Here is a 12,713-nt window from a genome sequence, read left to right on the forward strand (position 1 = left end):
GGGAGGGAGGAAAACATGGAAACCTGGATTGTTCATCATACGAATACGACCATCCATCGTTGCGCAGCGAATACGGCGGCACTTCCCCCGCATCTCGACGATATCGATTTCCGCGGTGCGGAGATCTTTACGCGCATACCTGCGAAGGAGCAGCGTCATCTCGCACAGGCTTACAGCAGTTATGCCTGTTGTGAGGAATGCGAGGCGGCTCTGCTCCATCCCCTGAAGCGTAAAGGTGCGGCATGAACAATATATGGGACGATGAATGGTTGAAACGCCGTTACTATGAGGGCCTCCTGCCAGAGGCGGCGGAACGGCATCTGCATCTTGCTGCGCGCTCTTATGCGGACGAAGTCTGTGCCGAAGATCACTTGATGGATGCCATCGCCATCGCGCCCGAACACATGGTCGTTTACCTGGGTTTATACAAGTTTTATTTCTATAAAGGCCGACTGCGCGAGGCGCTGGCTACGGCCCGCATCTGTCTGCAGCTCAGCGCTACGGAGTTGGGCATTGATCGGGACTGGCGCAAGGTAATGAGGCGACAGGCGGAATTCGGCAACTTTGATGCGCCGCGGGCACGCTTTTATATGTTCGTGTTGAAAGCCTATGGTTACCTGCATTTACGCCTCGGTTATCTGGCTACGGGCAGAAAAATCATGGACAAACTCATTGACCTGGATCCGACGGATAAAATTCAGGCCCGGGTGTTGCTGGAAGTCCTGCTAAAAAAAGAGGAAGGCGAAGATGAGTGATCCCGATGAGGCCATTGACTGGCAGGGGAATGCTGTCGTCTGTGAGGCTTGTTCCGAGCGCGGAATTTCTGGTCTGCGCTGTGAACCGCTGCATGCCTGCATGCATGATCGCTACGCTAAAAGGGTGGACCGCTTTTTTCGCTGGAATCCGCAGATCGCCAAGGATTATCTGCAACACGGTTACTTTGAGGTGCGGGCTTGTGCCGCACGTTATGCGGATATTTTTCATCTGCCCGCGCTCATGAACGATCCCGACGAAACGGTACGCTGGGCGGTAGCGCAACGGCTTCCGCAACGCTATCTGCTGCGGATGATCCACGACCCGCATCGGGAGGTGCGTATCCGCGTAGCCGCGCGGCTGGAGGAACGTAACCTGCCTGCCATGATGCACGATGCGGATTATTACGTGCGTCTGGAGGTGGCGCGTCGCCTGCCCAAAGGCCTGTTGCCACTCATGATGCATGATGCCGACGTCGAGGTCCGGCGGGTTGTGGCCAAACGTATCGGCGTGGATGCCCTGGTCAAAATGCTGCAGGACGATGATCCCGGAGTCCGTTTGGATGCTATTCAGCGCGTACCGGTGTCCATCTTGTCCGTATTGGTTGATGATTCGGATTGGCGAATTCGCTATGAGGTGGCCGCACGGGGAGACAAGGAAGCGGTAATCCGCTTGTTGGCGGATGAAGATGATGAGGTGCGCCGTTGCGCTGCGGCGCGTTTGGGGAAGGGTGAACTGGTTTCCAGACAACGATTACCAGCGGAGGGTGGAATATGGCCGGAATAAGCAGGGACAGCGAAACGGTAGAGTTGACCGCAGAGCCAAGTTTCAATTATGGCGATAAAGTGCGTTCACGTAAGTACGTGCGTAACGATGGCACCTTTCCCGGCAAGGAAGTCGGTGAGGTACTTATTGACAAGGGCGATATAGGCTATGTCGCCAGTATCGGTACGTATCTTCAACAGTTTTATATTTACGGGGTTGATTTTTACGAAAGAGGTTACAAGGTCGGCATGAAGGGCCGTGAGTTGGATCTTGTGGACGACGGTCAGGCTACGGAGGAGGAAATCTCATGATGGATTTGCGTCCCCCCCGATTTGATTGGGGCCTCAGTGTATTGGCTCGAGATGATATCTTAAATGATGGAACTTATCCGGGAGAAGCAGAACAGGCCGTGTTGGTGCCCAAAGATAGTCCGGGGGAAATCGTTCGGGTAGGTCATCACGAGGAGAGCAATATGCCACTCTACCTGGTAGAGTTTGCCAACGGCAAGGTGGTAGGTTGCCTGGAAGAGGAAATCGTACCTTCAGGGAAGCCGAGGGCATGAGTATGATGCGCAGCATTTATCTCGATAATAATGCGACTACGGCCTTGGCGCCGGTGGTGCTGGATGCCATGCTGCCTTATTTGTTCTCGGAGCATGCTAATCCTTCCAGCGCTTCTGAAGCGGGTGTACGCGTCAAGAAGGCGTTGGGTGATGCGCGGATCGCTGTCGCCCATTTTATGGGCGCCACCCCTGCAGAGTTGATTTTTACCAGTGGCGCGACGGAGAGTAATCAGACGGCAATTATGGGTGCGCTTTCTCTGAGCAAAGGTAAACGTCATCTCATCACCAGTCAGGTAGAACATCCTTCAGTATTACTCATGTGTCAGCATTTGGAGCGCTTAGGGATTGAAGTGACTTACCTGCCGGTGGATGAAGAGGGGCGTCTAAGCCTGGAGGACCTGCACGCTGCTTTACGTTCAGATACGGCTCTGGTTTCCCTGATGTGGGCCAATAATGAAACGGGTGTGGTCTTTCCCATTGCTGAAGCTACGGCTATTGCGCATGCTGCAGGGGCTCTTTTTCATACGGATGCAACTCAGGCGATCGGCAAGGTATCGGTGAACGCAGTTGCCTCGGGTGTCGATTTTTTGTCCTGCTCGGCACATAAGATTCACGGTCCCAAGGGCGTGGGGGCATTGTTCGTCCGCAAAGGCATTGCCTTACCACCCTTGTTTCATGGTCATCAGGAACGGGGACGGCGGGGCGGAACCGAGAATGTTCCTGCCATTATCGGTTTTGGGGCTGCCATTCGTTTGGTCACCGATGTCGAAAGCGACGCGTGTTACTTGCGGGGATTGCGTGATCATTTTGAACAAGGTCTATTGGCTTTCATGCCCTGTGCACGCATCCACGGACAGGAAGCCGAACGGTTACCCAATACCAGTAATATCGGATTTATTGCTATCGACGCGGAAGAGTTGCTCTATCGCCTGGAACAGAAAGGGATTACGGCTGCCGCCGGTGCCGCCTGTGCGGCCGGTCGGCAGGAGCCTTCTCATGTGCTCACGGCAATGGGCATCTCCAAAACGGCGGTACTGTCCTCGCTTCGGTTCTCCTTCGGGCGTATGAACCAGTTGGAGGATGTGGAACAGCTGCTTCGCGTATTACCGTCCCTCCTGCTGGATATGATGGATATGCCGCCCATCACGGCCGCACCATTGATTTCCTGTGCACACTCACAATAAGGAACAATCCCATGAAGCTGATGATTCGTAAAAATAACAACGGCGCGTTGATGGCGTATGTGCCCAAGAAAGATCTTGAAGTAGCCATTACGGAGTCCGAAAAGCCGGAGCTGTGGGGCGGAGTGGTGACGCTGGCGAACGGCTGGCGCCTGGAATTACCGGAGATGCCCGGTGATACCCGCCTACCTATTACCATAGAAGCGCGTCGTCTGGAGGGCTGAGAGGATGAATCTCACCGACGAAGATCTCGCGGGGCTTTTTGATCTGGGCCGGGAAGTCTGCCGGTCTGGTGAAGGCATCCTGCCTGTTTTGCGTACCCGCTTCCCCGGACTCCCCATTACCCAATGTCCCGCCGGCGATATCAGCGACGAGCCTTTTCGTGCCGGTGAATATTTTGACCTGCATCTGCTCGATACCCGCGACCACTGCTGGAAAGTCACGTCTGATCCCCTGGCAGCGACGGGTCTGTTGCTCGCCATACATCGGGGTACGAGATGACCGCGCTCGAAATCCCGCTCTCAGACCCGGACATCAGCACCGGCGAACTGGAAGCCGTAGAGGCGGTGTTGCGTTCCACCCGCATCAGCGCGGGGGAACAAGTGGAGGCCTTCGAAGCGGCGTTTGCTGCCTATCACGGGCGGCGCTACGCCATCGCCGTCGCCAGTCCGACCCTGGCGTTGATGCTCTGTCTGCGTGCCTACGAACTCAGGGCGGGCGACGAAGTCATCCTCTCCCCCTATAGCTGGTGGCAGATCGGGCATGCCCTGGCATGGTACGGGGTGCAGCCGGTGTTCGCCGATATCGACTACTACTCCGGCACGATCTCCCCCAAAGGGGCTGAGGCTCTGATCACGGAGAAAACCCGGGCGATCCTCGCCGGTAATACCAAGGGGCATCCCGCCTTCTGGCAGGAGCTGCGCGCGATGGCCAACGAAAATGGCCTGATTCTGTTGGAAGATTCGACGGAGGCCATCGGCTCCCGTTATCAGGACAAATTGGTCGGCAGCTTCGGGGATAGCGCTATTTTCGCCTTTGCCCAGCCCTCCGCCCTAGTCTGCGGTGAAGGAGCCATGATCGTCACGGACGATACCGGAACCCTCAGCCGTCTGCGCCAGTACCGCGCGCGGGGCATCAGTGAGCGGGGCTCGGTGGTGGCGGCTACCCGTCCACCTCTGCAGGCAGAAATGAGCGATATTCAAGCAGCAATAGGATTGGTCCAGCTCAACCGCCTGGACGGTATTTTGCAACGCCGACAGCAGGTGGAAGCGCTTTACTTTGAGTATATGAAGTCCTTTGAAGGGATCAAGGATCCTTACCACGGGCCGGATGCCACCGCCGTGCACTGGTTTGTGTATGAAGTACACCTTGGTACGCGCTTTAGCCGCAGCAGTCGGGACGCCATCGTCACCGATCTCCGCGCCCAAGGTATCGAGGCGGCCTCTTACTGCCTGCCCATGCATACCCAATCCTATTATCGCGAGAGGGGTGGCGGTCACTGTCCGACCGCCGTGCGGGTGTCCGACCGCACCCTGGTCCTGCCTTTTCACCCCCGTCTGGGCGAAGAGGAAATCGCATTTATCGTTGAAACCCTGAAGGATGCATCCGTCAATGTGGGTGCTGGCGCCGCCATTTATTAGTATGTTGTGTTTTATGTCTATTTTTATATAGGAGAAGCTTGAATGCCCATTATCACCATCCAACCCAGCGGTAAGACTGTCGAAATGCCTGTGGGTGCCAGTCTCGCCGCCGCAGTGATCGCCGCCGGTGAACCCATGGTCCTGAAGTGCGAAGGCAAAGGCGAATGCGATAGCTGCCATATTTTCGTCCAGGAAGGGCGGAAGAGTATTTCGAAAATCCAGCGCCTGGAAAATGAACGCCTGGATAGCATCGTTGGGGTTGGCAGCAAATCCCGTCTGGCCTGTCAGGCTATGATCGGCGAGGAAGATGTCGTTATAGAACTTTTGGGTTTTTCTTCCGGCCTATAAGGAGATAGTTATGGAGCAAACGCTCGTCGTGATCCATGTACGTTTTGCCAGCGATGGCAGTGTGCGAGAAATTGGCGAGCTTCCCAGCGGGACCAGTCCTCAGGACTGGTTCAATGCGCTGAGCAGACACTCTGCCAATAGTTATGAATCTTTCGCCGGGGGAAGGGGCATTTTTCGCCTCGAACCAGCGATCATCGAACAGATCAAGGCTGCAGTTCTTTCCCTCGCTACATAAGGAAGCATGACTATGGACAAGGATCTTTCGGAAATCTTCAATGGCCTTGCGGAAGGGCGCATCATTCCGTATCTCGGTCCCGGCCTGTTGCCGGAGGCCGGGGCCACCCTGCCCAGCGGGTTGTCGGCATTGGCGGAAGTGCTCAGCGGCCAGGTGACAGTGCCTCACAAGGTCCGGCGCAACCTTACCGGGGCCGCGCAGTATATTGAGAACTTCAAGCACCGCAAGACCCTCGTGGGCATGATGGACAAGACCTTTGCCGGGGATCCGCCGATTCATCCCTTGCAGCGCGACCTGGCCGCGCGAAAACTCCCGTTGATCGTCCACCTCTGGTACGACAACGGTATGGCCAAAGCGTTGGCCGAACAGGGTACACGCTGGGGCCGTATCCAGGGGCTCAGTCAGACCGAGCATTACGGCCACTGGACGGGATATATGGATGCCGAGGGCCAGTCGGTTGAAGCCGCAGTAGCTGCCCAATGGGACACGATCCTGTATGAGCCTTGGGGTTCACAAAGCCCGGCCAACAATTACCTCGTTTCTGATACGGATTTTGTCGAAGTGCTGACGGAAATTGACATTCAGACGCCTATTCCGGAGATCGTCCAACAAATCCGCACGGGGCGTCATTTTCTGTTTGTCGGATGCCGTTTCAATGACCAGTTGCAGCGCAATTTCGCCCGCCAGATCATGAAGCGTTCATCGGATCGTCATTGGGCGCTGATAGAGGCGCCGCTGACTCGGAACGAAGCGCGCTTTGTTCGCGAGCAGGGGATTCGGGTACTCCAGCTACCCACTGGCGTCTTGTCTGGTAGTGGGGCCGCCGTGGCCAAGGCAGGTTAGGAGGGCGCCCCACGTTCGTCACCATCCTGTGACACAGGGGGCACGGTCTTATACGGGGCGAATCTCCACACCGATATCGGTCGGTGCGGCGTGATAGACGGCGCTGGTCACGAGGGCATCCATACCGGTTGCCGCATAGGCCTGAATATTCGCAAGGGTAATCCCGCCCGCCGCAAACAATGTTACCTCCGGCGCCACGGCACGCAGCTTCGCAGCGATTTCCGCCAGGGGTCCGGGCGTCATTTTGTCAAACTGAATCCCGGCGACTCCGGCCTGTGCCAGTGCCAGTGCGTCCGTCAGGGTGTGATCCGTCTTTTGCACTTCCACCACGATCTTGCTGGAGGGGACTCGTCTCCGGTATTGCGCCAACTGTTGCAAGAAAGGCGATATACCACCTAAAAAGGCCAGGTGCTGGTCGAATACCAGAACACTTTCTGAAATGCCCAGCCGGTGCGGCATGACTCCCCCTGCGAGAGCTGCCATGACGGCAAAGCGCCGTATTCCGGGAATATTCTTACGCGTCGCAACCACGGATACTCGGGGATTGATCTGACGTGCCTGGTGTACCAATTGCGCGGAGTAGGTCGCGATGCCACACGCGTACTCCAACACGTTTTGCGCTACTTTCCAGGCAGAATGGGCAGCGCTTGCGGAACCTTCCGCCGCCAGCAGGGTGGTTCCTGTTGCGACCAATGCGCCCGACGGTTGACTTTCGGTCACGGTAAGGCCGCAGGCGTCCAATATCTTCATGGCGAGTTCCGTACCGGCGACAGTAATATCCTGACGGCAGCGAAAACGCATGTTGGCAGCTTGGTCACCAATGCCCAGCATCCGGGTGGTGAGGTCCAGGAAAGGCTGATCTTCCTGGATGAGTGCGGCAATTTCCTGCGGAGAGAAGAACATGGCGTAGCCCGTAATAACAATGGACCACCCGCAATGGCAGATGGTCCGTGACAGCGGTTGCAGAACAACCGGGCAGCGATGCGTTCTGTTCCGCCGAACGGTTGATCACCTGGAACAGCCGCTTCAGGGTTTTTCGATACTAACTTCGCTGGCCTTGATTGCCGCGAAAACCTCGTCACCTACCTTCAGCCCGAGTCGTTCCACGCTCCGTGTGGTAATCACGGAGGTGATTATACCGGCGGAAGTTTCCACCTCGACTTCCGAAACCGCCCCACCTTTGATGATCTCAATCACTTTACCCTTCAGATGATTACGCAGACTGGATTCCATGACCGCCCCCTGATTAACTGAATTAGAGTATGGCAGTATATCCTACCTGGATGGCCAGGGACTAGAGAATTGTTATGGCAATTGGATGGAAACGTAGTGCAATTGTAAATATTCCTCCAACCCCCATTTGCCACCCTCGGCGCCCAGTCCGGAGAGCTTACTGCCGCCGAAGGGCGCCTGTGGAGTGGCGGGAGCCCCGTCATTGACGCCGACGATGCCGCATTGCAGCGCTTCCGCGATGCGGTATGCGCGCCCGAGATCGCGGGTCCATAGATAAGCAGCCAAGCCATAGGGGGTGTCATTGGCACGGGCGACAGCTTCCGCTTCGCTACGAAACCCCTGTATGGGCAGCAGAGGGCTGAAGCTTTCTTCGTGGAAGATACGGCTCTGCGGATCGAGGTCGGCGAGGAGGGTCGGGGAGCACCACAGGCCTTGTGCATCCCCTCCGCATAGGAGTCTTGCACCCCGGGCCATGGCATCCTGCAATTGTGCTTTGAACTTCTGGACAGCGACTTCGGAAATCAGCGGCCCGATGTCGGTGTCCTCGGCAAAAGGGTCTCCGACCTTGAGGTGACTCATAGCTTCAAGGTAGTGTGCCGTAAATTCCGGCAGGATCGCCTCATCCACATACAAACGGTTGGCTGCGACGCAGGACTGGCCGGCATAGCGGAATTTGGCATGGATGGTCATGGCCACCGCCGCATCGATGTCCGCATCGGCAAAAATCAGTACAGGGGCATGCCCGCCCAGTTCCAGAGAAAGCCGTTTGATGGTCGACGATCCCTGCGCATAAAGCTTCTGCCCGACCACCGTAGAGCCGGTAAAACTCAACTTGGCTATGCGCGGGTCGGCCATCAATCGCTCCGCCAGTGGCGCAGGATCAGAACTGGGGAGTACCTGCAGGGTGCCAGCGGGTCCCTCCGCTTCCGCCCAGAGTTCGGCAAGCCTTAATGCGGAGAGCGGCGTTTGCTCATCGGGCTTGAGGATGACCGTACAGCCGGCTGCCAGAGCCGGCGCTATCTTGCGAACGACCATGGAGATTGGACTGTTCCACGGCGTAATGGCGAATACCGGTCCAACCGGCACTTTCCAGATCTGCAAGCGCTTGTTTGGAAACTGGGAAGGGATACTTTCGCCGGTGATGCGCTTGCATTCTTCGGCGTACCAGCGCGCCAGGGCGACTGCGGTTTTGATTTCCGCACGGCTCTGGCGTATGGGTTTGCCCATCTCCCAGGTGATGAGATGGGCGAGGTCTTCTGCGTGAACCTGGATGAGCTCCGCCCAACGGCTGAGGATGGCCGCGCGCTGGTAGACGGTGTTTTGCCGCCAGGTTGCAAAAGCGACCGTTGCCGCCTGCACCGCGGCTTCAGCCTCCCGAGTTCCACAATCGGACACTTCGGCGAGCGTCTGTTGATTGACCGGGCTCCGTACCACAAAGCGTGTATTGAGGTCTGTCCAGCATCCATCGATGAATGCGGCTGTCGGTGCAAGGGGCATGAAGTTTTCCTGTATGCGGTGGGCGGTAGCCGGGACGTTGCCGAACAACATCCAAAGAAGGTACTCTTGCGGGGCGGGTTGTATCGGGCTGACTGTAGCGCATGCATGGATAAAGCGCAAAAGGGCCATATCCGCGCGGCATGCATTATAAACAAAGCGGCCGCCAATACACCTAAACCTGGAGCGAGACCATTAATGTCTGAACCTGAAAACACGCCCTACGCCCGTCTTGGTGGTGAGGAGGCCGTTCGCAATCTCGTCAACCGGTTTTATGACCTTATGGACGGCGAGACGCAATGGCAAACTCCGTTGCGGGATATCCACCCGACAGACCTTTCCGAGTCCAGAGAGAAGCTCTTTCTGTTTCTTTCCGGCTGGCTGGGGGGGCCTGATCTATATGTGCAGCGTTATGGACACCCCCGCTTGCGCGCACGGCATGCTTCTGTCCCGGTGGATGACCAGGCACGGGATCAGTGGATGGCCTGTATGCTGCAGGCCATGCACGAGGTAGGGATAGAGCCCGAACTCTATACCCACCTGCAGGGAGCCTTTCAACGCACGGCTGATTTCATGCGGAATCGCTAGGCCTGCGCTTTCTGCACTGCAGAATCATCGTGGATGGCCGCCGGCGCAGCGTCGGGGGTTTGTAATCCATGCCCCGTCAGCCAGCCGAGCAGGATGCCGACCAGAGCTATGGCGGACAGGGATGAGTAGCCGATGAACTGTACCAGCGGACCGCCCAGAAAGGTACCCACTACCGTGGCTACTGCGCCGCTGGCGTTAAAAAGTCCCATCGCCTCGCCCTGACTGAATGGCGTGAGCCGCGCTGTCAGACTGGTTCCGGAAATGCTCTGCAGGGGCCAGGCGATAACAATCAGGACGAAGCCAGCCAAGGCAATCAGCGCCCGGGATACGGGCAGGAAAAATACCAGTAGTAGCAGGGCAAATCCCAAAAAGCGAAGCATCAAAGACCAGCGATATACCCTTCCGGCGCCAAAACGCCCGGATAGCTGCCCACCCACGGAGTACAGCACCAACGCTATGGCGGCGGTCATGGCGTAGACGCTGGAGGTCAATGCCGGGGCCACGTTATAAGCCTTTTGCATCGCTACCGGGAAATAGGCGAAAAATGCCGCTACGCCAAAGGCCACCGCAAACCAGGAAAATAGAAAGCGGCCAAAACGCGTATGTAGCATATCGCCAAACCGGCGCGCGCCCTGCAGAGAAAGGTGATGCGAAAACCGGAGCAGGCCACCCCCCAGCAGTTCCGGGCGCCCGAAATTGGCGAGGAAGCGCCAGTCCAGATCGCGCCGCATATGATTGCCGATCTCCACCGTCCAGTCATAACTTTTGGCGCCGGCAGGCAAGCCTTTGGCACCCAACCAGATGGCGGGAATCAATGCCAAGGCTGAGCAGATCAGGCCGAGTTTAAAATTGCTGACGAAAATGCCGGCCAAAAAAAGTCCGCCGACCTGCCCGCCGCCGTTAAAAGTTTGCAGCCAGCCCAGCCGAGGTTCCCATTCATTTTGGGGGTCGAACTCGACGATGAACAGGCTGGCCATGGTCGCCACGGCAGAGGTTCCCGCGCCGGCGAGCAGCGAGAGCCCGCTCCAGGTGAGAATGCCCGGCAGAAATGGCATGGCGGCCAGCGCCATCAGCAATACCAGAAAGCCACAGAAAAAAATGGGGCGATGCAGATGTTTGCTGTCGGCCAGGTTTCCCCACAAGGGAGAGGTCAGCAGTCCGAGGTTGAATCCGCCCATGACGTAGGCAACCCAACTGAGATGATGGGTGAGGGCGACAATCATCAAGGGCAGGAGAATAGGCAACAGCCCGGAGGAGACTGCCCCCAGCAGGGCATAGGCCAAAAACCAGACGGACACCCAGCGGTCGGGTTCCTTCAGGATGGCGCGCAAGCGATCGAGGTGTTCGCGGGCCAGATGCATGCGGGCGGCGATCGCTTTCTCGCCCATGATGGTGCCGGGATTCCTAGTGTCTGCCATGATCTCTCCTCTGTCGCCTATCGGGCCGCTCTTTACGGTATCGCGCGGGGCATACCCTTATCTGATAAGCCTTTTCTCTGTTGGTTCCCTGACAAATGGATTGCCTTACGCCCGTAAAGCGCGGATTTGCCCGTCTGCGTTCGCTACGTTATGGTAAAACCAACAGCAGAGGGAGTGATGTATGGGCACAATTTTCCATGGGCTGACGACAGACCCCGAATGGTTGTTACACCGGTCGATGTATACCCTGCTGATCGTGGCGGGTAGCTATCTGATATTACGTTGGTATGGCAATGTAGTTGTGCATCTCATGGACTTTCTCGGCCGACGACGGGCCTTGTCACGCGGCTATGGTGTGATGTTCCAGAGAATCACCACATGGTTTCTCTGGCTCATTGTCTGGGTTGTCGTATTGCGGGTCTGGGGTGTCGATGTCACAGCCGTCTGGACCACCTTCGTCAGCTTGTTGGCGGTGATTGGCGTCGGTATGCTGGCGGTATGGGCCATGGTCAGCAATATTACGGCACGCTTCTTTATCTGGTTCTGGCAGCCATTACAGTTAGGGCAACGTGTCGAGATATTGCCGGAATCCCTGACTGGTGAGGTGATCGAAGAGAATCTCATGTTTACCGAGTTGCGCCAGGACGATGGCCAGATTGTGGTGATACCCAACAATCTCTTTTTCCAGCGCGTTATTCGTCGCTTGCCCGATGTCGAAAAAAAAGCCCGCCCGGATGAGAAGGCTGCACCATGAATGCTGACGTACCCCCCGGCGTAATTTTCGGCGAATGTCTGGTCGACGATTTTGGAGAGGTGCAACGACTCGGCGGCGCACCCTTCAATGTTGCGCAACACCTCCATGCGCTGGGGGTGGCATCCGTCTTTGTCAGCAGGGTAGGGCGGGATGCCTCGGGGCAACACATTTTGCAGCACATGCGGGACTGGGGGATGTCCACGAATGAAGTGACAGTGGACGCGTCGCTTCCCACCGGCCGGGTACTGGTGACGGCGGATGTCCGACAGGGGCACCACTTCGAGATTCTGCCGCATCAGGCCTACGACGCCATTGGTATGCCCTCCAGTGTGATCGCCCCCATTCCCTGGCTCTATCACGGTAGCCTCGCCTTGCGGGAAGACGGGCCATCACGGGCGACCTGGCGCCAGTTGCGCGCCCGTGCCCGGTGGCGCTTGGTGGACATCAATCTGCGCGATCCCTGGTGGAATCCGGAATTGCTGGCCGAGGTCATACGGGGTTCGTCTATACTAAAATGCAATGAGGAGGAGCTGGAGCAGATTATTCGCACTTACGAACTTCCCCCAGCCTCGACCCTGCGGGAAGCGATGCAGATGGTGGCAGGATATTTTCATGTGCAAGCCGTCTTGCTGACCCGCGGTACTGCGGGTGCCGCTTATGGGGACGGGACCAATTTTTATGAGGCGGAAGCTACCCCTACGGTAGTCCTGGATACCGTAGGAGCTGGGGATGCTTTCGTCGCAGGCTGGTTCTGGAGCCTGTTTCGCGGTGATGCCATTGCGCGGCGATTGCAAAGGGCAGGAGAATTGGCAGCGGCCATTTGTGCGATATCCGGCGCCATCCCGGATCAACCCGAGTTTTACCGGACCATAATGGCGCGATGGGCTAGGGAGGATTGA

19 protein-coding genes are annotated in these 12,713 nt (G+C 57.2%); 15 read left to right on the forward strand and 4 right to left on the reverse strand.

Annotation, left to right across the window (positions count from 1 at the left end):
- Positions 1-15: 15 nt before the first annotated feature.
- The 12 genes from AFERRID_RS11720 to AFERRID_RS11775 are packed head-to-tail and all read left to right on the forward strand — an operon-like array spanning position 16 to position 6,327.
- Positions 16-246: a hypothetical protein gene (locus tag AFERRID_RS11720; protein ID WP_113525807.1), complete on the forward strand. Its 231-nt coding sequence runs from the start codon at positions 16-18 to the stop codon at positions 244-246.
- The gene (locus AFERRID_RS11725) at positions 243-755 is read left to right on the forward strand and encodes a hypothetical protein (RefSeq protein ID WP_113525808.1); all 513 of its coding nucleotides are present in this window, start codon (positions 243-245) and stop codon (positions 753-755) included. The genes AFERRID_RS11720 and AFERRID_RS11725 overlap by 4 nt, the downstream gene beginning before the upstream one ends.
- Entirely contained in the window at positions 748-1,539 is a 792-nt protein-coding gene (locus AFERRID_RS11730; RefSeq protein WP_126605251.1) for a 4Fe4S-binding leucine-rich repeat protein, read from the forward strand. The genes AFERRID_RS11725 and AFERRID_RS11730 overlap by 8 nt, the downstream gene beginning before the upstream one ends.
- Positions 1,527-1,829, forward strand: a complete 303-nt coding sequence (locus tag AFERRID_RS11735) for a nitrogen fixation protein NifZ (RefSeq protein ID WP_113525810.1) — start codon at positions 1,527-1,529, stop codon at positions 1,827-1,829. Before AFERRID_RS11730 ends, AFERRID_RS11735 begins: the two co-directional genes overlap by 13 nt.
- A complete protein-coding gene (locus AFERRID_RS11740; protein ID WP_113525811.1) occupies positions 1,826-2,080 on the forward strand; it encodes a nitrogen fixation protein NifZ in 255 nt (84 codons plus the stop codon). The genes AFERRID_RS11735 and AFERRID_RS11740 overlap by 4 nt, the downstream gene beginning before the upstream one ends.
- The gene (locus tag AFERRID_RS11745) at positions 2,077-3,264 is read left to right on the forward strand and encodes a cysteine desulfurase family protein (protein WP_126605252.1); all 1,188 of its coding nucleotides are present in this window, start codon (positions 2,077-2,079) and stop codon (positions 3,262-3,264) included. Before AFERRID_RS11740 ends, AFERRID_RS11745 begins: the two co-directional genes overlap by 4 nt.
- A gap of 11 nt (positions 3,265-3,275) precedes the next feature.
- Positions 3,276-3,485, forward strand: coding sequence for a putative nitrogen fixation protein NifT (nifT, locus tag AFERRID_RS11750; protein ID WP_113525813.1), 210 nt, complete (start codon positions 3,276-3,278; stop codon positions 3,483-3,485).
- Between the two features lie 4 nt (positions 3,486-3,489).
- Positions 3,490-3,762, forward strand: coding sequence for a hypothetical protein (locus AFERRID_RS11755; protein ID WP_126605253.1), 273 nt, complete (start codon positions 3,490-3,492; stop codon positions 3,760-3,762).
- The gene (locus tag AFERRID_RS11760) at positions 3,759-4,901 is read left to right on the forward strand and encodes a DegT/DnrJ/EryC1/StrS family aminotransferase (protein ID WP_113525815.1); all 1,143 of its coding nucleotides are present in this window, start codon (positions 3,759-3,761) and stop codon (positions 4,899-4,901) included. The genes AFERRID_RS11755 and AFERRID_RS11760 overlap by 4 nt, the downstream gene beginning before the upstream one ends.
- 42 nt (positions 4,902-4,943) lie before the next feature.
- Positions 4,944-5,249 (forward strand): 2Fe-2S iron-sulfur cluster-binding protein, encoded by a 306-nt coding sequence (locus AFERRID_RS11765; RefSeq protein ID WP_126605254.1) that lies wholly within the window; start codon positions 4,944-4,946, stop codon positions 5,247-5,249.
- Between the two features lie 10 nt (positions 5,250-5,259).
- Complete coding sequence (locus AFERRID_RS11770) at positions 5,260-5,484, forward strand: hypothetical protein (RefSeq protein ID WP_126605255.1); 225 nt, start codon at positions 5,260-5,262, stop codon at positions 5,482-5,484.
- 6 nt (positions 5,485-5,490) lie between these two features.
- Positions 5,491-6,327, forward strand: a complete 837-nt coding sequence (locus tag AFERRID_RS11775) for an SIR2 family NAD-dependent protein deacylase (RefSeq protein WP_225981988.1) — start codon at positions 5,491-5,493, stop codon at positions 6,325-6,327.
- Between the two features lie 48 nt (positions 6,328-6,375).
- Here the strand turns inward: AFERRID_RS11775 and modD are convergent, their stop codons facing one another.
- From modD to AFERRID_RS11790, 3 genes are all read right to left on the reverse strand, one after another.
- Positions 6,376-7,230 (reverse strand): ModD protein, encoded by an 855-nt coding sequence (gene modD / locus AFERRID_RS11780; protein WP_126605256.1) that lies wholly within the window; start codon positions 7,228-7,230, stop codon positions 6,376-6,378.
- Positions 7,231-7,353: 123 nt separating this feature from the next.
- Entirely contained in the window at positions 7,354-7,560 is a 207-nt protein-coding gene (locus AFERRID_RS11785) for a TOBE domain-containing protein (RefSeq protein ID WP_009560719.1), read from the reverse strand.
- Between the two features lie 72 nt (positions 7,561-7,632).
- Positions 7,633-9,057 carry an NAD-dependent succinate-semialdehyde dehydrogenase gene (locus AFERRID_RS11790; RefSeq protein WP_113525898.1) on the reverse strand — a complete coding sequence of 475 codons (1,425 nt, stop codon included), beginning with the start codon at positions 9,055-9,057 and terminating at the stop codon, positions 7,633-7,635.
- A gap of 195 nt (positions 9,058-9,252) precedes the next feature.
- On the opposite strand from AFERRID_RS11790, the gene AFERRID_RS11795 reads away from it, so the two are divergent.
- Entirely contained in the window at positions 9,253-9,642 is a 390-nt protein-coding gene (locus AFERRID_RS11795) for a group II truncated hemoglobin (protein ID WP_113525820.1), read from the forward strand.
- Here the strand turns inward: AFERRID_RS11795 and AFERRID_RS11800 are convergent.
- A complete protein-coding gene (locus AFERRID_RS11800; protein WP_126605257.1) occupies positions 9,639-11,060 on the reverse strand; it encodes an MFS transporter in 1,422 nt (473 codons plus the stop codon). The genes AFERRID_RS11795 and AFERRID_RS11800 overlap by 4 nt on opposite strands.
- A 181-nt stretch (positions 11,061-11,241) precedes the next feature.
- On the opposite strand from AFERRID_RS11800, the gene AFERRID_RS11805 reads away from it, so the two are divergent.
- Complete coding sequence (locus AFERRID_RS11805) at positions 11,242-11,814, forward strand: mechanosensitive ion channel family protein (RefSeq protein WP_113525822.1); 573 nt, start codon at positions 11,242-11,244, stop codon at positions 11,812-11,814.
- Positions 11,811-12,713 carry a PfkB family carbohydrate kinase gene (locus AFERRID_RS11810; protein WP_126605258.1) on the forward strand — a complete coding sequence of 301 codons (903 nt, stop codon included), beginning with the start codon at positions 11,811-11,813 and terminating at the stop codon, positions 12,711-12,713. The genes AFERRID_RS11805 and AFERRID_RS11810 overlap by 4 nt, the downstream gene beginning before the upstream one ends.

Source organism: Acidithiobacillus ferridurans (assembly GCF_003966655.1).
In the GTDB taxonomy this organism is placed as follows: Bacteria; Pseudomonadota; Gammaproteobacteria; order Acidithiobacillales; family Acidithiobacillaceae; genus Acidithiobacillus; species Acidithiobacillus ferridurans.